This is a genomic window from Thermoanaerobacterium butyriciformans, assembly GCF_017874545.1.
In the GTDB taxonomy this organism is placed as follows: domain Bacteria; phylum Bacillota; class Thermoanaerobacteria; order Thermoanaerobacterales; family Thermoanaerobacteraceae; genus Thermoanaerobacterium; species Thermoanaerobacterium butyriciformans.
On the sequence record NZ_JAGGLT010000026.1, the window covers coordinates 15,152 to 37,223 of the forward strand.

Annotated in this window: 19 protein-coding genes; 2 read left to right on the top strand and 17 right to left on the bottom strand. The window is 32.4% G+C overall.

Going from position 1 to position 22,072, the window contains the following annotated elements:
• Positions 1–97: 97 nt before the first annotated feature.
• From J2Z80_RS11015 to J2Z80_RS11070, 12 genes are all read right to left on the bottom strand, one after another.
• Positions 98–442: a histidine triad nucleotide-binding protein gene (locus tag J2Z80_RS11015; protein WP_209454435.1), complete on the bottom strand. Its 345-nt coding sequence runs from the start codon at positions 440–442 to the stop codon at positions 98–100.
• Positions 435–1,814: a tRNA (N(6)-L-threonylcarbamoyladenosine(37)-C(2))-methylthiotransferase MtaB gene (gene mtaB / locus J2Z80_RS11020; RefSeq protein WP_209454436.1), complete on the bottom strand. Its 1,380-nt coding sequence runs from the start codon at positions 1,812–1,814 to the stop codon at positions 435–437. The genes J2Z80_RS11015 and mtaB overlap by 8 nt, the downstream gene beginning before the upstream one ends.
• A 35-nt stretch (positions 1,815–1,849) precedes the next feature.
• Positions 1,850–2,587 (bottom strand): 16S rRNA (uracil(1498)-N(3))-methyltransferase, encoded by a 738-nt coding sequence (locus tag J2Z80_RS11025; protein ID WP_209454437.1) that lies wholly within the window; start codon positions 2,585–2,587, stop codon positions 1,850–1,852.
• A gap of 6 nt (positions 2,588–2,593) precedes the next feature.
• A complete protein-coding gene (gene prmA / locus J2Z80_RS11030) occupies positions 2,594–3,517 on the bottom strand; it encodes a 50S ribosomal protein L11 methyltransferase (RefSeq protein ID WP_209454438.1) in 924 nt (307 codons plus the stop codon).
• Between the two features lie 15 nt (positions 3,518–3,532).
• The gene (gene dnaJ, locus J2Z80_RS11035) at positions 3,533–4,675 is read right to left on the bottom strand and encodes a molecular chaperone DnaJ (RefSeq protein WP_245301282.1); all 1,143 of its coding nucleotides are present in this window, start codon (positions 4,673–4,675) and stop codon (positions 3,533–3,535) included.
• A gap of 52 nt (positions 4,676–4,727) precedes the next feature.
• Positions 4,728–6,569 carry a molecular chaperone DnaK gene (gene dnaK / locus J2Z80_RS11040; protein WP_209454439.1) on the bottom strand — a complete coding sequence of 614 codons (1,842 nt, stop codon included), beginning with the start codon at positions 6,567–6,569 and terminating at the stop codon, positions 4,728–4,730.
• Between the two features lie 24 nt (positions 6,570–6,593).
• On the bottom strand, positions 6,594–7,265 hold the full coding sequence (gene grpE / locus J2Z80_RS11045) for a nucleotide exchange factor GrpE (protein ID WP_432422721.1): 672 nt from the start codon (positions 7,263–7,265) through the stop codon (positions 6,594–6,596).
• Positions 7,262–8,296 (bottom strand): heat-inducible transcriptional repressor HrcA, encoded by a 1,035-nt coding sequence (gene hrcA, locus J2Z80_RS11050; RefSeq protein ID WP_209454441.1) that lies wholly within the window; start codon positions 8,294–8,296, stop codon positions 7,262–7,264. The genes grpE and hrcA overlap by 4 nt, the downstream gene beginning before the upstream one ends.
• A 93-nt stretch (positions 8,297–8,389) precedes the next feature.
• Positions 8,390–9,520 (bottom strand): radical SAM family heme chaperone HemW, encoded by a 1,131-nt coding sequence (gene hemW / locus J2Z80_RS11055; RefSeq protein ID WP_209454459.1) that lies wholly within the window; start codon positions 9,518–9,520, stop codon positions 8,390–8,392.
• On the bottom strand, positions 9,513–11,330 hold the full coding sequence (lepA, locus tag J2Z80_RS11060) for a translation elongation factor 4 (protein ID WP_209454442.1): 1,818 nt from the start codon (positions 11,328–11,330) through the stop codon (positions 9,513–9,515). Before lepA ends, hemW begins: the two co-directional genes overlap by 8 nt.
• A 308-nt stretch (positions 11,331–11,638) precedes the next feature.
• Positions 11,639–12,763, bottom strand: coding sequence for a glycosyltransferase family 4 protein (locus J2Z80_RS11065; RefSeq protein WP_209454443.1), 1,125 nt, complete (start codon positions 12,761–12,763; stop codon positions 11,639–11,641).
• A gap of 5 nt (positions 12,764–12,768) precedes the next feature.
• A complete protein-coding gene (locus J2Z80_RS11070; RefSeq protein ID WP_209454444.1) occupies positions 12,769–14,967 on the bottom strand; it encodes an alkaline phosphatase family protein in 2,199 nt (732 codons plus the stop codon).
• A gap of 102 nt (positions 14,968–15,069) precedes the next feature.
• Between J2Z80_RS11070 and J2Z80_RS11075 the strand changes: the two genes are divergently transcribed.
• Positions 15,070–15,783 carry an N-acetylmuramoyl-L-alanine amidase family protein gene (locus J2Z80_RS11075; RefSeq protein ID WP_209454445.1) on the top strand — a complete coding sequence of 238 codons (714 nt, stop codon included), beginning with the start codon at positions 15,070–15,072 and terminating at the stop codon, positions 15,781–15,783.
• 16 nt (positions 15,784–15,799) lie between these two features.
• On the opposite strand, the gene spoIIP is transcribed toward J2Z80_RS11075, so the two are convergent.
• The 3 genes from spoIIP to J2Z80_RS11090 form a co-directional block, all read right to left on the bottom strand.
• The gene (gene spoIIP, locus J2Z80_RS11080; protein ID WP_209454446.1) at positions 15,800–16,987 is read right to left on the bottom strand and encodes a stage II sporulation protein P; all 1,188 of its coding nucleotides are present in this window, start codon (positions 16,985–16,987) and stop codon (positions 15,800–15,802) included.
• A gap of 65 nt (positions 16,988–17,052) precedes the next feature.
• Positions 17,053–18,024 carry a GPR endopeptidase gene (gene gpr, locus J2Z80_RS11085; RefSeq protein WP_209454447.1) on the bottom strand — a complete coding sequence of 324 codons (972 nt, stop codon included), beginning with the start codon at positions 18,022–18,024 and terminating at the stop codon, positions 17,053–17,055.
• Between the two features lie 4 nt (positions 18,025–18,028).
• Positions 18,029–18,355, bottom strand: a complete 327-nt coding sequence (locus J2Z80_RS11090; protein ID WP_013297661.1) for a phage holin family protein — start codon at positions 18,353–18,355, stop codon at positions 18,029–18,031.
• 158 nt (positions 18,356–18,513) lie between these two features.
• Between J2Z80_RS11090 and rpsT the strand changes: the two genes are divergently transcribed.
• A complete protein-coding gene (gene rpsT / locus J2Z80_RS11095) occupies positions 18,514–18,780 on the top strand; it encodes a 30S ribosomal protein S20 (RefSeq protein WP_192403965.1) in 267 nt (88 codons plus the stop codon).
• Between the two features lie 23 nt (positions 18,781–18,803).
• Here the strand turns inward: rpsT and holA are convergent, their stop codons facing one another.
• Entirely contained in the window at positions 18,804–19,796 is a 993-nt protein-coding gene (gene holA, locus J2Z80_RS11100; RefSeq protein WP_209454448.1) for a DNA polymerase III subunit delta, read from the bottom strand.
• Positions 19,796–22,069, bottom strand: coding sequence for a DNA internalization-related competence protein ComEC/Rec2 (locus J2Z80_RS11105; protein WP_245301284.1), 2,274 nt, complete (start codon positions 22,067–22,069; stop codon positions 19,796–19,798). Before J2Z80_RS11105 ends, holA begins: the two co-directional genes overlap by 1 nt.
• Positions 22,070–22,072: the final 3 nt, after the last annotated feature.

Consider the following 22,072-nt stretch of genomic DNA (forward strand, 5'->3'; position numbering starts at 1 on the left):
TCCGGATAAATTGCCGAATGTAAACTGCGTATATTGCTACGATTATTATTGGGATATCTTAATATATTATAATCCTAAAACCAATTTGTGTCAATGTTTACCCTGGAGGCCATGTCATAAATCTTCCACCTAGAAGATGAAAATGTATATGATGAACTGTTTGTCCACCATCATCGCCACAATTTGACACTATCCTGTATCCTTTTTTATCAATGCCATATTGACTGGCAAGCTTTTTAGCAACTAAATAAACATGCCCTACCAAATCTTTGTTATCTTCATTAATCTCTAGCGGCGATTCTATGTGCTCTTTCGGCACTATAAGCAAGTGAACCGGCGCTTGTGGATTAATGTCAGGAAAGGCAACTACATATTCATCTTCGTAAACTATTTTTGAATCTATCTCTTTTTTTATGATTTTGCAAAATATACAATCACTCATTCTTTTCACCTCCTTCAACTATTTTGCCAATTACAAAATCTCCTTTTGCTTCAATTAATTTAACCGGTAATATTTTGTTTTTGATTTTTAAATCTGATTTAACTGCAACTCTTATATAATTGTCGGTAAGTCCTTCAACATATCCTTCAACATCTTTGACATTTTGCTCAAATAATACATTTAAAGCAGTACCAATAAACTTTTTGTAAAATTTTGTTTCATTTTCTTCAGAGAGTTTAATTAGCAATTTGCTTCTTTCTTCCTTAACCGAATTTTTAACTTGATCAGGATAGTTTGCCGCTTTTGTCCCTGCCCGTCTCGAATATTTAAAAACATGCATTTTGCTGAATTCTATCGCTTTTACAAAATTAAAGGTTTCGTTAAATTCTTCGTCAGTTTCACCAGGAAATCCTACCATAATATCAGTAGTTATTGCGACACCTTTAATATGTTTCCTTATCCTATCTATTATTTCCCTGTATTCACTTGTAGTATATTTTCGCCCCATTCTCTTCAGCGTACTATCTGAGCCACTTTGAAGAGATACATGATAATGTCTGCAAAATTTTGGTAAAGATGCCACCTCTTTAATAAAATCTTCCGTTAAAAACGTCGGTTCTATAGAGCTCATTCGTATTCTTTCTATTCCATCAACTTCATGAATCATTTTTATTATATCAAGCAAATTTATATTTTCCAAGTCTTTTCCGTAAGATGCTACATGTATTCCCGTCAATATTACTTCTTTATATCCATTGTCACGTAATCTTTTTACTTCATCCAAAATATTATCAGGCTTTCTACTTCTTACAGGTCCTCTTGCATATGGTATAATGCAATAGGTGCAGAATTGATTGCATCCATCTTGGATTTTTAAATATGCTCTTGTATGTCCTTCTTGTGCTGATATTTTTAGCTCTTCAAACTTTTTATTGTCAAATATATTTTCTACAGCGTTTATCTTTTCTCTATCACCGCTAACTTTTTCCACTAATTTGACGACTTCGCCTTTATTTTTTGTACCCAAAACGACATTAACTTCCGGTAAATCAAGAACCTCGTTTGATGCTACTTGAGAATAGCACCCTACTACAGCAATTATAGAATCCGGATTTATTTTTTTTGCCTTTCTTATCTCCTGTCTTGATTTCATATCTCCCCTGCCGGTTACAGTACAAGTATTTATTATATAAACATCTGCATATTCATTAAAGTTTACTACATCATAACCTAAATTTTTAAAAATCTCAACCATAGCTTCTGTCTCATACTGATTGACCTTACACCCTAAAGTAAAAAAGGATACGATTTTTTTGCGGCCATATATATTATAAAACTCTTCATTATTGAGAGCTAAATTTGCTTTTGCCACTTTCAAATATTCCTCCTACTAAAAATAATACAATTCTATCCCAAATCTCCAAGTTCATATAAGATAATAGAACTAGTAACAATACCTGCAGTTTCTGTCCTCAAGATTCTCGGGCCTAATGTGACAGGTATTGCACCATATTCTATGGCTGCCATTATTTCATTTTCAGAAAATCCTCCTTCAGGTCCTATAAATACACAAATATTTTTTGCGTCAAAATTTTTCTTTAAAACATCTTTCAATCTCATATTAGTCTCTTTTTCGTAAGGTATTAAGCATAAGTCAAATTCATTCAGACTTTCTAATGCATCTTTAAAACCCACAGGCATTAAAACATCGGGCACTATGGATCTGCCCGATTGCTTCGATGCTTCCAGAGAAATTTTCTTCCACCTGCTGATTTTGTTGTATATATTTTTTTCTTTTATTTTTATTGTAGAAAATTCAGTCTCAACAGGTACAATCTTTTTGATGCCAATCTCAGTACATTTCTGAATAATCAAATCCATCTTATCAGACTTTGGAAGTCCTTGATACAATGTAATGTTAACCGGGCTTTCTACAACTTGATTATACTCTTCAATTATCTTTAATATAACAGAGGAATTCTCAATATCAATAACGGAAACAACGTATTGATTCTTTCCATTGGAAATTATCAATTTCGTTCCAATCTTAAATCTTAAAACATTTATTATATGATGTGCATCGTCACCATTTATTCTTGCAATCCCATCTTTTATATCTTCATTTTTTACAAAAAATTTTCTCACAGCAAATCACTTTTTCTTAGATAATATAGCAATCCATTCACCATCTTCTTTTATATCAATTATATCAAAATAATTCGAAATAGCATCTAAAACATCGTCTTTCCTGTCTTTTATTATACCGCTAGATATGAATATTCCATTTTCATTAAGTTTTTCATAAATATCGTAAGTAGCTTTGATAATTATATCAGCTATTATATTTGCCACTATTAAATCAGCTTTCCCAGTTAATTCATGTAAAAGATCACTTTTAAGGACCTCAACATTATTTAAATTGTTCAATTTAACATTTAAAGTTGCCACTTTTATAGCTACATCATCAAGATCTACTGCATAAACTTTTTTTGCGCCCAGTTTTGAACTTACAATCGACAAAATACCTGTGCCACATCCAACATCAAATACTACATTGTTAGGTTTTACATTATCTTCGAGAAATTCTATACACATCTTTGTCGTTTCGTGGCTACCTGTACCAAATGCCATGCCTGGATCTAGTTCAACAACTATTTCATTTTCTTCTGGCTTATAATCTTCCCATGATGGTTTTATGACAACGCGTTTCCCTATTTTAAAAGGTTTATAATACTTTTTCCAACTGTTAGCCCAATCATCGTCATCGACTTCCGATGTTTCAAATGTAAAATCACCTATGTCTAAATTATATTCCTTTAGCCCCATTATCCTGTCTTTTATAATGCTAACTTTGTCTATTGTATTTGGCATTAATGGAAAATAAGCTGAAATAACAACCTTATCACTGTTTACAATCATATCAGGATCAACATAATCCCACTCACTGTCATTTAGCATTTTTAAATCATTAGGATCTTCAATAACGACACCACCAGCACCAACTTCATGCATAATATTCGTTATAGCCTCTTCTGCTTCAACTGAAGTTGTAACTTTTACCTCAAGCCATTTCAATCATATCACCCTTTTTTATGCTCCAAAAGCATCTTTTACTTTCTCAAAAAAAGATTTTCTACCGCCATCATTGCTAAGTTTATCAAATTCTCTCAATAGCTCTTTTTGCTTTTCTGTCAGCTTTTTGGGAACGTCAATATAAACTTCTACGAATTCATCGCCACGACCTCTACCATTAATATGAGGTATGCCCTTATTTCTCAATCTGAATACAGTTCCTGTCTGAGTACCAGGTGGAATATTGTATATAGCCTTGCCATCCAGAGTTGGAACTTCTATCTCTGCACCAAGTGCTGCATCTACAAAACTAATTGGCATCTTAACCAATACATTAAATCCGTCACGTTTAAATATTTTATGAGGTTTTATATTTATGACTATAAAGAGATCGCCATTTGCTCCACCTCTTTCTCCAGGCTCACCTTCTCCTCTTAATGATACCATTTGTCCTTCATCAATTCCAGCAGGAATATTGACTTTCAGTTTTCTCGTCTTTCTTACCTTTCCTGTGCCATGACACTTGGAACATGGATTTTTAATTATTTTACCTTCTCCATGACATCTGGAACATGTTCTAACATTTACTATCCTTCCAAATGGCGTATTCTGTGTAATTCTAACTTCGCCGGTACCATGGCAATCCGGACATACTTCCGGATTCGAGCCAGGATTTGCACCTGTACCATTGCATCTATCACATTTTTCATATCTTTCTACTTCAATCTCTTTTTCTACTCCAAATGCAGCTTCTTCAAACGTCAATGTTAAATTTAATCTGATGTCTTTCCCCTTTTGCGGTCCAGTCCTCCTTCTAGTGTTTCCTCCAAACATATCACCGAAAATATCGCCAAAAATATCACCAAATCCACCGAAGTCAAATCCACCGTGGTCGAAGCCACCAAATCCACTAAAATCTCCTTGATTGAACCCACCTTGGTTAAATGCAGCATCTCCAAACTGATCATATTGCGCTTTTTTCTGTGGGTCAGATAAGATTTGATATGCTTCATTTATTTCCTTAAACTTTTGCTCTGCCTCTTTATTGCCGGGATTCAAGTCAGGATGATATTTTTTTGCAAGAGTTCTGTAGGCTTTTTTTATGTCATCATCACTAGCATTTCGGTCAAGACCTAATATAGCATAATAATCTTTCGCCATCTTTATCACCTGCCCTTCTTAACACGAATGAGAACCAGGATTGCCCTGGTTCTTATTTATTATCTTTGTTGTCATCTTCCATCTTGTAGTCTGCTTCATATACGTTATCTTTATTAGATGTTCCGTTATTGCCAGTATAATTATTTGTCTGACCAGCACCACCGGCTTGCTGATATATGCGAGATGACACATTATAAAATGCTTGTGACAATTTCTCTGATGCATTTTTTATGGCATCAATGTCGCTGCCTTCAAGAGCTTTTCTAACATTTTCTATCTCTTTATTTATATCATCTTTCTCTTGTTGCGTCATCTTATCTGCTAAATCTTTCATGGTTTTTTCAGCTTGATAAATCAGAGAATCTGCATTATTCCTGACTTCAATCTCTTCTTTTCTCTTTCTATCTTCTTCTTCGTGCTGCTTTGCTTCATTCATCATTCTGTTAATTTCTTCTTCACTTAAATTGGAAGAGGATGTAATTGTTATATTCTGAGATTTCCCTGTACCTAAATCTTTTGCAGATACATGGACAATACCATTAGCATCAATATCAAATGTTACTTCTATTTGCGGCACACCTCTTGGAGCTGGCGGAATCCCTGTCAGCGTAAATCTACCAAGTGTTTTATTATCACGGGCCATCGGTCTCTCACCTTGCAGCACGTGAATTTCAACTGATGTCTGTCCATCTGCTGCGGTAGAGAATATTTGGCTCTTCTTTGTAGGTATTGTTGTATTTCTCTCAATTAACTTTGTAAATACACCGCCAAGTGTTTCGATACCAAGCGAAAGCGGAGTAACATCAAGCAAAAGGACGTCTTTTACTTCGCCACCTAATACACCAGCTTGAATTGCAGCTCCAATTGCAACACATTCATCTGGATTTATGCCTTTATGAGGCTCTTTTCCCATTATTCTTTTTACTGTCTCTTGAACAAATGGTATTCTTGTTGAGCCACCAACTAAAATAACTTTATCTATATCAGATGGACTAAGCTTCGCATCGCTTAATGCACGATTTACTGGTTCAACTGTAGATTGTACTAAATCATTTATAAGTTCCTCAAATTTTGCTCTTGTTAAGTTAACGTCTATATGTTTTGGTCCTGTAGCATCGGCTGTTATAAACGGTAAATTTATATTAGCTGTCGTAGCAGAAGAAAGCTCTATCTTTGCTTTTTCAGCAGCATCTTTTAATCTCTGCATTGCCATCTTATCATTTCTTAAATCAATTCCATATTCTTTTTTAAAGTCATCTGCGAGCCAATCCATTATTCTCTGGTCAAAATCGTCACCACCTAAGTGGTTGTTACCACTAGTTGCTAGAACCTCAAATACTCCATCTCCTATCTCGAGAATGGAAACATCAAATGTACCACCACCTAAGTCATACACCATAATTTTCTGATTTCCTTGTTTATCTAATCCATATGCCAATGACGCAGCCGTTGGCTCGTTGATAATTCTCTTTACATCCAATCCGGCTATTCTACCAGCATCTTTAGTAGCCTGCCTTTGGCTATCATTAAAATATGCTGGTACAGTTATTACTGCTTCGGTTACTCTCTCTCCAAGATATGCTTCAGCATCTGCTTTTAACTTCTGTAAAATCATAGCTGATATTTCTTGTGGTGTATAGCTTTTTCCATCAATCGTAACACGATAATCTGAACCCATATGTCTTTTTATGGACATTACTGTTCTCTCTGGATTTGTTATAGCCTGCCTTTTTGCTACCTGACCTACTAATCTTTCACCTTCTTTTGTAAAAGCAACAACTGATGGTGTAGTTCTAGCTCCTTCAGAATTTGGTATAACTACTGGTTGTCCTCCTTCCATCACAGCTACACACGAAAAAGTTGTACCAAGATCAATTCCTATAATTTTTCCCATCGTCTTTTCCTCCTATTTAAATATTTATTTTGCTACTTTGACCATACTTGGTCTTATTACTTTATTATTAAACATGTATCCCTTTTGAAATACTTCGATTATTTCATTTTCTTTTTTACCCTCTGCCTCTTCCTGCATTACAGCGTGATGTTTGTATGGATCAAACATCATGCCTAAAGACTCTATTTCTTTCACACCCATTTTTTCTAAAATACCTTTAAATTGTCTATAAATTAAGTTAATACCTTCTTTGAATGAAGCATTTTCGCCATTATCATCATATTGAGTTTCAAGAGCTCTTTCAAAATTGTCTATAACAGGCAATATATCTAGTATCACCTGTTCTTTACCATATTCAACGAGATCTGCTTTTTCTTTTTCTGTTCGCCTTCTATAGTTCTCAAATTCAGCTTTTAATCTTTGAGCCATTTCTAGATACTCGTTAGCTTCTTCCTCTTTTTGTTTTAACTTATTTTTCAATTCTTCAATTTCTCCTTCGTCATCGTTCTTTTCTTCATTTGAATTATCACTTTCTACATTTTTCTCATCTTCACTGATATTATGAGAAGAATCAATGTCAGCACTATCTTCGCTGTTTAAATTTTCATTATCATGTGCAACTTCTTTTCCATTATTATTTTCTTCTTCATTGGTTTGATATTCTATCGTTTCTTTTTCTTTATCCAATTGTTTCACCTCTTATTTTCTTGATATATATACGATAAAACTTTTGATAGTTCATTAGACATCATATTTATCTCATTTATAAGCCTTTTGTAATTCATTCTTGTAGGTCCTATTATGCCAAAAGTGCCAACAATTTCACCATTTATTTTGTAAGTGGATTTTATAATACTTAAATCCCACATTTCTTCAAATTTGCTTTCACTACCTATAGTAACTTCTATTGAGTCATCTTCAGGTTCTAATACCGAATTCATTATATCCTTGTTATCAATCAAATCAAAAAATGTCTTAGCCTTAAAAAGATCTTTGTATTCAGGAAAATTAAGAATATTAGAAATACCTTCCGAATACAAATCTGTTTCATCCATCTGCTTTAAGCTATTTAAAATAGTATCTGTAATTTTATCTATAAAACCCATAGCACTACCAGACTCTTTTTTAATTTCATCCCTTAACGTTTTATCAACTTCTCTTTTTCTTTTTCCAGTCATTTTATTGTTGATGAGGTTATTTAAAAATTCAAATAAATTGCTATCAATATTATCTTTCAGGCTTATTAAATAATTTTTCATAATGCCTGATTCCGTCATTACAAGAAGTATTAATTTGTTAGAATCAACAGGCAATATCTGTATTCTCTTAATCGTGTTTTCATCAATTCGTGGCATTTTTACTACAATGGTGTGATTAGTAATACTTGATAACAATTTTGCATACTTTTTTACAATCTCGTCAATTTCTGCAAACACTTCATTAAAAGATTCAAATTCATAATCATATGTTTCTTTTAAATAGTGCTCTAATATATTATTAACATAAAATCTGTATCCTTTATCTGATGGGATTCTACCTGCCGATGTATGTGGCTGTTCGAGATAACCCATTTCCTCTAAGTCAGCCATCTCATTTCTAATTGTTGCAGAACTTACACCAAGGTCATAGCGTTTTGCTATTGTACGTGATCCAATTGGCTCTGCCGTCAAAATATAGTCATTAATTACTGCTTCTAATATCCTCTTCTTCCTATCATCTAACGGCATATTCACCACCCCAAATTCTTTTATTAGCACTCTTAGCTTGAGAGTGCTAATCACGATTTAAAAATACCACTATTGTGGATATTTGTCAATACTCTAAATCAAAAAATCCTCAAACACATTATTTGATACATCTATACCTTTCTGTGTTAATTTAATATTGTCACCTTCTCTGGTTAAAAGATTTAATTCAATATTTTTATCAATAGCATTTTTAAATATCGAAAACATGCTTTTTCCAAATCTAGTCTTAAAATCTCTATCATAAACGCCATCCATCATTCTAAGCCCTAAAAACATGTATTCAGACATTTTATCTTTCTCATCCAGCACATCAATATCTTCAATCGCATATCCTGTATGGTTTACCATTTCTATGTAATTTTTTATGTTTTTTGCATTTCCACATCGCCTATTGTCTACAAAAGAATAGGCTCCAGGACCAAAACCTACATATTGTAAATCCTTCCAATAGAGTGTATTATGACGACATTCATAACCTGGTATCGCATAATTTGATATTTCATAATGTTTATAACCATTTTTCTGTAAAAATTCAATGCTATAATGATACATCATCATTTCAAATTCATCATCTATCAGCATGAACTTATTTTCTTTATACAACTTATAAAATACTGTCCCTTCTTCCAAAATCAGTCCATAGCATGAAACATGAGTGGGCTTTAATGATACTACATTTGACAATGTTTCTTTAAAGTCATCAAATGTCTGATCTGGCAGTGCGTACATAATATCAATATTTATATTATCAAAGTATTTAGTTGCCATATTATAATTTTCTATGAAATCATGTATCGTATGAATTCTGCCTATTTTCTTTAGCAACCTATCCTGCCAAGCCTGCAAACCTATGCTTATTCTATTTATGCCAATTCTTTTATATGTCTTAAGTTTCTCATCGTCAATCAACCCAGGATTTAATTCTATAGATATTTCTGCATCATTGCTAATATCATAATATTTGTAAATTTCATCTAATATATTTTCTATATAAAAGGGAGGCAAGACATTAGGCGTACCTCCCCCTATATATATAGATGTAAATATATCTTTTAGTTCATCTTTTCTGTTTCTAATCTCCTTTATTACAGCTTTTTTAAAAGGCTTAAAACTATCTTCCATATTGGCATACGAGTTAAAGTCACAATAATAGCATTTTCTTTTGCAAAAAGGAATATGAATATAAATACCCGATCTAATCATTGTCATCATCAAGCTTCAGAATTGACATAAATGCCTCTTGAGGAATTTCTACTTTTCCTATTTGCCTCATCCTCTTTTTACCTTCTTTTTGTTTCTCTAGTAACTTTTTCTTCCTTGTTACATCCCCGCCATAGCATTTTGCCAGCACATTTTTCCTTAGCGCTTTTACAGTTTCCCTAGCTATTATCTTTGATCCTATAGCTGCCTGTATAGGTATTTCAAAAAGATGCCTTGGTATATTCTCTTTCAGCCTTTCAGTCATCTTCCTGGCTCTTTCGTAAGCCTTATCTTTGTGAACTATCATAGACAAAGCATCTACAATTTCACCGTTAATAAGTATATCCAACTTTACAAGCTCTGACGTCTTATAACCTTTTAACTCATAGTCTAAAGAAGCATAACCTTTTGTCCGTGATTTTAGGGCATCAAAGAAATCGTAAATTATTTCATTTAAAGGAATATCATATTTTATAAGCACTCTAGTCGGCTCAAGGTAATCCATACCTTGATATACACCTCTTCTATCTTGGCACAGCTCCATTATAGGCCCAACGTAATCTGTCGGCGACATTATCGTAGCAGTAATTATAGGCTCTTCTATATGGTCTATCTCCGTTGGCTCAGGTAAATTTGCTGGGTTGTCAAGCTCAATTATTTCACCATTTGTCTTGTATACCTTATAAATTACGCCTGGAGCTGTTGTCACTAAATTCAGATTATATTCTCTTTCCAATCTTTCTTGTATTATGTCCATATGCAAAAGTCCTAAAAATCCACACCTAAAGCCAAATCCTAGAGCCGCCGATGTATCAGGTTCAAATGTCAAAGATGCATCATTTAATTGCAGTTTTAAGAGTGCATCTTTTAAATTCTCATAATCTTCCCCTTCTGCCGGATATATTCCACAGTAAACCATCGGTGTGACTTTTTTATATCCCGGCAATGGCTCTGATGCTGGAAATTCGGCATTTGTTATAGTATCGCCAACTCGAGTGTCGCTTACATTTTTTATACTTGCTGCAACATACCCTACATCACCGGCAGACAGGAAATCAACAGGACTTAAATTAGGTCTGAAAATTCCTACTTCTGTCACTTCAAATTCTTTTCCCGTCGACATCATCTTTATCTTATCGCCTTGTTTTAACGTACCATCAAAGATCCTTATAAAACTAATAGCTCCTTTATAATTATCGTAAAATGAATCAAATATTAAAGCCTTTAATGGTTTGTTAGGATCTCCCGATGGTGCCGGCATCCTTTTTACAATAGCTTCCAGCACTTCATCAATACCTATTCCTTCCTTTGCAGAAATAAGCAGTGAATCCTGTGCATCTATTCCTATCACATCTTCTATCTCTTTTTTTACAAAATCAGGATCTGCCGATGGAAGATCTATTTTATTTATAACAGGTACAATTTCAAGATCATGTTCTATTGCCAAATACAAGTTTGCCAGCGTTTGTGCTTCAATTCCTTGTGTAGCATCTACAACTAACAAAGCACCTTCACAGGCCGCAATACTTCTTGATACCTCATATGTAAAATCAACATGGCCAGGAGTATCTATAAGATTTAACTCGTATTCCTCCCCGTCTTTTGCTTTGTATATGAGACGGACAGGCTGTAGTTTTATCGTTATACCCCTTTCTCTTTCAAGATCCATGCTGTCTAAAACCTGCTCTTCCATCTCTCTTTCCGTCAATACACCAGTTCTTTCAATCAATCTATCTGCTAGCGTCGATTTCCCATGGTCTATATGCGCAATAATACAAAAATTTCTTATGTTTTCCTTCTTAACCTTTGACATTTCAAACCTCCTTCACACATATTAATATTATAGCATAAAAAATTAGTTATAAAGAGATTTGAAAATATCAAGTACACCTTTTAGTGAAAATTGCTTATTTCCCCCCAAAAGTGTTATGTCAATGAAACTTCTTTCAATATTAATCTTAAATAAGGTTTGTTTAGCTTCCCCTGTTGTAAGTGTATTAAATGTATAGTCAACTCGAAATAGGCATAGCATAATAAAGATTATATAAATTGATAAAAGAAAGTATATACGCCTTTTTTTTCTTAATCTTTCCTTTCTTTCTTTAACTCTGCTCAAACTTTTCATTTCCTCCTAAGATTTTCATACAAAATATCTATATCATTTAACATTTTTTCTTTCGAAAAATTATTTACGATATATTCTTTACCTTTTTTTGAAAATTTATTTCTCAAATCACCATTTGTTGCAAGAACTTTGATGGCATTCGCCAAATCATTTGGACTTTCAGGATTCACAATTATTCCATCTTCATTATTTTCTATTATCTCTGGTATTCCCCCTACATTTGTTGCAATTACCGGCACACCCAATGTCATCGCCTCAATCACTGAAATGCCGAAGCCCTCACTGTGTGAAGGCAAAATAAAAATATCTATATTTTTTAAAAAATCTTTTATATCATTTCTATAACCCAAAAAACGAATATTTTCAAGTTCTGCTTTTCGTACTATACCCTGTAAATAATTAAGATACGGCCCATCGCCTACCACAAATACAAAAACTTTTACTCTACCTTTAAGTATTTCCAATGCTTTAATCAAATCTTGCACGCCCTTAGATGGTATTAATCTCGAAATACAACCGATTAATAATGTGTCTGGTTCTAAATTGTATTCTTTTCTCAAATCAAGAGATGGATTATCTTGATACGTAGATAAGTCAACACAATTGTAAATTACTTCGACTTTTTTAGGATCTATATTTTCTTCATCTACAATTGCTCTCTTTAAGGCTTCTGATACAGTTATTATTGCATTCGTCTTCTTGTTTAAGTATTTATTCATACTAAGATAAAGTCCCTTCTTTATCTTAGTCATTCTTTTATATTCTGGAAAATTATGTACTGTCATAACAATCTTTAAGTTGTATCCAAGACATGCTAATCTTCCGACAAGAGACGCTTTTGCTCCATGAAAGTGAATTATTTCCGGCTTAAAATCCTTTATCATATTGCGAATTTTAATAATCGCATTTGCATCTTTTGAAACATTTAATCCATCGCTAATATCAACATGATAAACTAAGACTCCATTTTCATGCAAATAATCACTTGTGTTTTTGTCAAAAGAGCATCCTACTGCCAATTGATACTTTTCTTTATCAAGGCCAAGCAGTATAGACAATAAATGCTTTTTCATTCCTCCTTCAGCTGCCCTTATTATATGCATGACTTTTATTTTATCCATTTATATCAGCTCCTAGATTCAATTTCTCTATTCTCATCGATAATAAAATCAATAAGCATTGGTCCTGTATAAACCATCATAGTTGCAGCAGCAACAACGCCTGAATCATTAAAAATAAGGGCAAAAATGCTTCCAACTATCGTTGAAAAAAAGCATATATAAATAAATCTGTGCTCATTTAAAATTTTCTTCATGGATCCCATCGGTTTATAAAAAAGCACAAAAAGCACAAATATCAGAGTAATCAATACCTTACTCCAAATCGAATATCTAAAGAGCTTCAAATTCATGCTTATTTTTCTTATAAATATTTGAAAAAGCGGGTAAAGTCCATCATTTTTAACCAGATTAAATGTTTGTCCTATATGGGTCTGCTGTGAAACTGGTCTTAAAGAGTCGGCATAAAACATTAAAAGCAGCAAAGCAACTATGCTTATAGCAACCAATGAAATATTTTTTAAATTTAATCTTTTCCCAAATAAATACATAGTAGACACAGAAAAAGCAGCAAACGCAGCTATACTGCCACCGACATTTGTCCCGACAGAAGGTGATGCTATAAAGTAGAGTACAGCTATATATATTAGTACATTAGCAAATATTAAATATTTTTTATTTGCTTTATTAAACACCTCAAATGATAAAAGATTAAAGCACAATGTTGCCCCAATCAAGATTCCCATATACTCGTTCCCGATTCCATAAAACCTCGCTCCTGCAATGACATCATAGCTTAAGAAAGAATTTTTTAAAAGATTATAACCAGTTAACATATCAATGATTAAAATAGCCCCTGTCAAAAGAGCAATAGAAAAATATCGAAAACTGCTTTTGCTATTTATATTATAGAAAATTAAAGCAAAAAACAGCGTCATTGAAGCAATCTCTAAAATGCTAATAGGTACACTTGTATAATTAAAAATAGGCAGCAGTAAAAAACTTAAAGGCATGATAGGTATTAAAAGCAGCAAGGGTTTCATGTATACAGAGTATTTTCTGAAAAATATTAAGACAACTATAGATAATATCAATATAACAATCTGCAGTACGACGTACGTTTTTAAAAAAGGAGATCTATATGTATAGTTGTACGTCAACTGCTTTTCCAGATTATTAAGTTGTATTAGGCTGCCATCAACACCTGACGAATACAATTTATGCCCTGTTACAAAAGCTGGTACATCTAAATCAAAATAACTTAATATTGTCGGCAATACATCCGTATTTGTAACAATGCCAGTCCTTTTTGTCGTATCAGAAGTTATAAGTTTGTTTGAATCAATACCGTTCCCGTACATTACAACAGGTGCCAAAAAATCATTTTGTCCCATTTCTGCTGACGGAGGCAGTGGTGTCACAATCATGTATAAAGTATTTTGGTCATCAGTAGATAGTATCCTGCCAATGAAATTATCCGCATCTTGCAATGCTTTCTTTCTATTTTGTGCGTTTATTTTATCAAGTCCATTTTTTTGATAATCATTCGCTCTTGCAGTATCACCTAAATCAAAAATAGTTAAATCTATGTTATCTTTAACAGCAACATATTTTTCATACATCCTGTTGTAATCTGTAGAAATACCGTATGGTCTTAAAGGATCCTTTTTTAACACTCCTTCGCTGACATCTCCATAAGGTACGATACCGCTGTAATTCATGCCTATTAAAGGAGCATATCTTTTATAATCAATATCTGTATCCTCGTTGCCAAATACAGCAATGCTATATCCTGCCTTCATTAGTTCATCTCCTAAAAGTCCCGGCCTTATAATATGATTTCTTTTAGAATTGTTTCTAATAATTTGTGCTATATCTAAATTTAAAATCTGGCCTTCTTTAGGAGATACACCAGTATTCCTTTGAAAAATAGTTGAAGCCTTATTGCCCTCAATAGACTCCCATGAATTAAAATTTAAAGAAGCAAAACTTGAGCCGACAGCACGTGTACCTGTGCCGATTGTCATAAACACATTTTCTTCAGATCTGCCTCCATCTGCATTAACAGTCATAAGACCATATGTACCATTATCAATCATTTTATTAATGTTTTTTAAATCATTTTCTAAATAATCTTTAATCGTAACTCTATTCAATATAAATATTACTGCTTTTTTACTTCTAACATCCGTTTTAGCATATCCAATAGAATAGATATTTAAAAACAAAAGTATCAAAATCAAAAATAGCACTGACTTTCTTCTCATTGCAACCTCCTAATACGGTAAATTAATCCAATTATTTTAATTATATACAGTATAATAAGCCTCATTTCGTCTTAACATAAAACTAGATTGGAGGCATTAAAATTGAAAAAAATATCTACTTATGACAGCCTTAAAAAATTTAATTATATATATTGTACCATATCTGTGGTACTTTTATCCACAATACTGCTATTTATTAGCAATACTTTGATTGCATTTTCAACTACAAATGAATTAAAAGGAAAAACAATACTCATAGACCCAGGGCATGGTGGTATTGATGGAGGTACCAGTTCAGGCAATCTATTAGAAAAAAACATCAATTTAGAAGCATCAATGATTTTGAAATCAAAACTAATAAGTCATGGTGCTAAAGTAATTATGACTAGAGATAAAGATGTATCGTTAGAGAACCTTTGTAACGATAATGACTACAGGCATAGACGAGATTTAAAAGCAAGAGTAACCATGATTAATGATAATAAAATAGATATTTATTTAAGCATTCATGTTAATGCAGTTTCAAATGCACCATATGTAAAAGGCCCTATGGTCTTTTATTCAAACACAAATGAAAATAGCAAATCATTAGCCGAATATATACAAGAGCCTCTAAATGTTGCCGCAGGCGTAAATAGAAATCCAAACATTGCAGACTATTTTCTATTAACGAATGCAAAAAAGACAGGTGTCTTAGTAGAACTTGGCTTTATTACAAACATTAACGACAAAAACCTACTACAAAGCAAAGAATATTTATCAAAATTATCTGATGCCATAATAGATGGCTTAGAAAAATACTTTAAGAACAAATAATGAAGTAAAGACTTCATTATTTGTCAAGCCCATCATCCTTTAATACTTCATATATAGCCTTTGCAAGAAATGGCGTTGTATTTAAAGCTTCTTCAAGAGTATTGTAATTGCTACCCAACTCAATCAATATACCTTTTTCTGAAAAATGCTGGTTATATTCAGCATATTGATGAACTTCTATTCCTAGGGATATACCAGGATATAATTCATTTAACTTGTCGCTAATTTGTTTAGCAAACTCATAATTTTTCTTCCAATCTTCTTTCATTTCAACAGTTCTTCTAGAACCAATAATAAATAGGATTTTTGCTACAGTTTGCCCATTTATATCCATAATATATTTTTTTCTATACGCTTGATTCGATAAATTGCTTAAAACCGGTATACTATCAACTCCAGGCTGCATGACACTTCCATATCCATCTCTATGTAAATCTATCGTGACTTTTATCGATGGATATTCATCTAGGTATTTTTTTACAGAAAGAGAAGAATTATAATATGATTGATCATAATTGTAATCGTGTATGGCACGATCGTGCAATACGGCTATTCCGTAATCATTTAGCAAATAATTTGCTAAACTATCTCCAACCCTGACTACATTGTAATTAAGGTCATTTGTCCTATCATAGCCATATTTTGCTATATATTTGTATTTTTCAGTTGCGACGTACGATTCCATTGTATGTGTATGATAAAGCAGTATTAAAGGTTTATCAGGTGTAGTACCGTTAGCAGTTGGTTTGTCAGGTGTATTAGCATTATTTTTTGAGGCTGTATCTGTAACTTTATTATCTGTGTTTTTATTAGCAGTGTCTTTTTGATTACTTGTAATTTGTTCTGTAGAAACCTTTTTATTTGTGTCAATATCTATTTGAGATATGATGGGAATTTGATATTTTAAAATTTTAAGTGGATCGTTTTGATTAAGATTGAACATTGAAGCAATAGTTAAATCTCTATTATAAAAACCTTGCGTTTTGTAGCTTACATCAACTGCAGGCATTGTATAATTTAAAGCAGTTATGAATACACCATCTATGTTGTTGTACTCCTCTGCAAATGCTTCCGTAACAAAATTTATACTTGATGCTTTTATATTGTCAGTCATCAACCATCTATAGAACAAGATATTAAAAAGCAATAAAATAAGAAAAGAGATCTTTTTAATGCGATAATACCTTAATGAACTTCTGTACAATGAAAGCACCTCTCTTTTGTTTTTATACTATAAAATATTCACAAGAGAAGTGCTTTATTACAATTTTAATGTACAAGTTGATTCATCTCATCTACTGTCAAATTAGGCTGCAAAGCTAAATTAATTCCCCGCGACAGTATGGATGAAATGTTTTTTATGAGAAGGTCAATTTCTTTAGGCGTAACTATGAGATTTTCTTCAGGAGTCAATACTTCTTTAATAAGAGCGTATTTATCCTCCTTATCCATGTTTTTTAATACATTATAAAGTGGACTATTGCTGCTTGTATTTTTTATTAATGCACTTTCTAAATAATCTATAGCATCATTGGCAATAGTAGCAGCATCCACTACAGTAGGTACACCTATAGCAATAACAGGTACCCCTAAGCTCTCCATGTTAATAGCCGATCTTTTGTTTCCGATTCCAGAGCCGGGGCTAATACCTGTATTTGATATTTGTATTGTTGTAGCCAATCTCTCAATCCGCCTAGATGCAAGAGCATCAATAGTAATAACTAAATCAGGTTTTATCTTATCAACTATGCTCTTTACAATTTCTGCAGTTTCTATACCGGTAATACCCAATACACCTGGAGCCATTGCACTTACAGAACATATATTATCGCCAAATTGCAGAGGAGCTAGTTCCTTCAAATGACGCGTCACAACAATATTTTCTATAACTTTAGGTCCCAATGCATCTGGCGTTACATTCCAATTTCCAAGGCCAATGACAAGTGTTTTAATATTCACATTAACATTTGAAATTTCCTTTACAACATCCGCAAGTTTTTGTGCAACTTTGTCTTCAAGCTCAATGTCCCTGTATCTCAAATCAGGCGCCTCTATCGTTATATAATCACCTATTGGTTTCCCCATTGCTTTAGCGCCTTCATCATTTAATATACTTACTTTGACTGTCTTAATGCCATCTTCTTCCTTTTCATCGATTGAAACTCCAGGTATCTCTCCAGCATGTCCATCTTTATATAGCTCACGAGCTTCAATAGCAAGATCTGTCCTTATGCTGAACATAATCTCACCTCAATTCTGTAGGGATAAAAGCGTCAACAAGCCCGATAACAAATGCAGCTATTATAGACCCTAGTATAGTAGCATGTATCGTCGGAACTATAAACTGTGATACATATATTACAATTGCCGCTACTACAAACCCAACTATACCTCTACTTCTGGGTGAAATATTTTTACCCAGCAACGCCTCTACTATATAGCCTAGTAATGCTATTACTATTGCCGATATCAAAGCACCCCAAAATCCCGCAACACTAAAACCAGGAACTAGGTAACCTACTATCATTAAAACAATTGCTGACACAACAAACCTTATTATCGCTTTTAACATAAAATCACCTCCTATAAATATAATTGACAATTTAAAAAATATTATTCGCCACAAAAAAACTGTTAATTCACGTCTACCTGGCTTACATGATAATTATATTGCAAAAAATGTTTTTTCGTGGTAAAATTACATTTGATTGATTTGAGGAGGTGAATGGTTTGGCAAACATAAAATCCGCTAAGAAAAGAATACTCGTAACAAAAAGAAGAACATTAGAAAATAAAATAGTAAAATCAAGAGTAAGAACGGCTATTTCTAAATTCGAAAAGAATTTAGCAGAAGGTAATATAGATAATACTAGAGCTGCATTAATTAACGCAATTAGAGAGCTTGACAAAGCTTACTCAAAAGGAACATTGCATAAAAATACAGTTGCAAGAAAAAAATCAAGATTATATGCAAAGTTTAACGCATTAAATGCTTAAAAAAGCGTACGTAGTACGCTTTTTTAATTGCATAATTTTCTTATAAGTGATTCTAGAACGACATTGCCATCATAGCTTAATTTTAACTCTCTATCACATTTTAAACACAATTCATAAGCATCTATCAAATCATCTTCTTCAAATCTTTTTGATTGCTCAATAATGTCGTTGATAGAAAAGTAGGGAACGCCAAGTCTTGACTGTAATTCCTTTCTATCAGCATTTTGCATTAAAAGATATTTAGCTTTAAGAAGAATTCGAAATTGTCTTACAATCATCGCTAAAATACCTATAGGGTTTTCATCATTAGCAATCATTCTATTCAAAACATAAATTGCTGTGTTTTCCTGCCTTAAGCCAATAGCATTGACTAATCTAAATATACTTTCACTCATATTTGAAGATATCAAGAATTTCACATCATCCAGCAGTATCTCTTTATCATTGCTGTATGATACAAACTTTTTTACTTCATTTAACAACCTGTACAAATCTACACCTATATTTTTGACAATGTATTCAGCCACAGGTTTCTTAATGACTTTGCCGTACTTTCTTACAAAAAATCCTACATAATTGACAGCTTCTTCATATTTCAAATGTTCAAAATTTACTATTGCACCTACTTTGCTTATTGTTTTAAATAATTTTTTCCTCATATCAATTTTATCGCCAAATATAAATGCAATACAATTATTTGTGTCACCATTTTCTATATGTTTTATAATGTTATTTATAGTACTATCATTTAACTTTTTAAAAAACTCATCGTCTTTTATCAAAATAAGCCTATGATCAGACATAAACGGAAGCGTTTCAAGGCTGTCTATAATATTTTTGTCATCTACATTCTCTATAATGGACAAATTCATGATGTCTGTACCATCAGTTAGCAATTTGTTCTTTAACCTTTTAACTGCTTCATCTATTAGAAACCTCTCTTCACCGTAAAATACATAAGCAGGTGAAAATCTTTTATTTACAATTTCTAAAAATTCAGCGTAATTCAAGTTCATCAGTCCCCGACCATTTTTTTGATATGAATATATGTGCCATTTGTATCTACAATTACAGCACCATCCTTGTCTGTCCTAAAAAGTTGCGATTTACTTTTTAAATATTTTACTACTTCACCATCTGGTTGTCCATAATTATTTTTTCCAACCATTATAACACTAATTTTAGGATTTACCTTATCAATAAAATTCTTTTGTGAAGACGTATTTGAACCATGATGTGCAACTTTCAAAATATCTGACGATATATTATCATTTATCAATGCATTTTCAGCTTCTTTCTCTATATCGCCAGTAAATAAGATACTGACATTCTTATATACCATTTTAAAGACTAAAGCATTATTGTTTATCGGATTTTCATTAATAATATTAGAACTAGGACTCAAAACGTAATATCTTATTCCGTCAATAGTTATAGTATCACCTTTTGACAACTGAAAAATGGGTATCTTTTTCTTACTTGCTATATACATAAGTCTTTTGTAATTTTCATCTTCCTGCACTTGGCGACCGATAAAAATCCTCTTTACATCTACATCATCTAAAATTGAAAGTATTCCTCCAATATGGTCCGAATCTGTGTGTGATATGAATATTGCATCTAATAATGTAGCATTTTCATAAAGCAAATAAGGTAAAAGTATATCTTGTCCCACATCAAAAGAAGATCCATTATATTCAGGCCTTCCACCACCATCTATCAATATATTTTCACCATCAGGAGTCTTTAAAAATGTACTATCTCCTTGTCCTACATCAAGAAAAGTTATTTCAAGATTTCTAGGTATTGATGAGCTAACAAACAATATTGTCATTGATGTAACCAAAATTAGCGATGTGACTTTTAACTTATTTATTTTGCTTAAACTGCTTATCATTATAAACAAAGCTGTATAATAAAATATTACCAAATAAAATGGCGGCACAGATATGTTTATCGAAGCATGCGGAATTTCTGCAAAAATTTTTGTGAGAAATAATATTAATTCGACTATAGGCGTATTAATCATATTTAAAATAACAGCCAAAGGCGAAAATATAAGTCCAATTAAAGCAGATAAAAATCCTAAAATGACCGTTATACTCACAATTGGAACAATTATAACATTAGGCAGAAGAGAAATAATTGAAATGTTGTGAAACGAATATATTGTAATCGGTATTGTACCCAATTGCGCAGCAACAGTAACAGACACAACTTCTTTTAATTTTTCATTTTTTATTTTCAGTATATCCTTAACAGGCTTATACAAAAGCAATATAGACAATGTTGCTACAAATGATAACTGAAACCCTATATCAAAAAGCATCAATGGATTAAAAGAAAGTATAATTACTGCAGCAAAAGATACTGCATTGATTGGATTGTTATTCCTGCCTATTGATGATGCAATTAAAGCCATGGAAGCCATTATAACAGATCTTACTGCAGATGGTGGAGAACCTGTAATCAATGTATAAATAATCAGCAAAGGAATTATAATAGGAGCAGAGTATCTCCTTATATGAAATATATTTAAAACAAACATCATAAAAACAGTCAATAATCCAAAATTGAAACCCGATACTGCAATTATATGTGAAATACCTGTAATTCTAAAAGAATTGAGTATATCGTCTTCCACATTATATTCACCTAATATAACAGACGACACAAAATCAGCATCATTCTTCGGCATCGATACACTATAATTTTCAACTATCTTTTCTCTTATGTTTCTAAAAAGTCTTTCTATAATACTGTCTGCATTTTTTTTAATAATCTTTACTGAATATCCATTTACACTCATCAATGCTGTTATGCCATTTTTCCTTAAAAACAATTTGTAATCAAATCCACCTGGATTTCTTTTGCCTTGCGGTAATTGCACTATACCCCTAACTTCAATCAAATCTCCATCTTTCGGAAATACTCCTCCGTACTGTGTTATTAAGATTTTTTCTTTATTTTTGGGCTTTAATACATACTTTGAAAACCCATCTTTGACCATTACATCTGATACAATTCCATTAAAAGAAACTAATTTACTATCAAGATTGTCGTACATGCCTTTGGAATACAATGCGTTTGCACCAATAACCATACCAAAAATCGCGACTGCCAAAAGCAACAAAATTGTAGAATCTTTTCTTTCTAGATATGTGTAAATACTTAAAATTAAACTCACACAAAGTATGATAAATAAAAAAACAATATTTATCTCTAGATATTTGCTTATAATGATGCCAACAGATAAAAAAATAGCTACAAGTAAAAACGGCTTATCCATAAT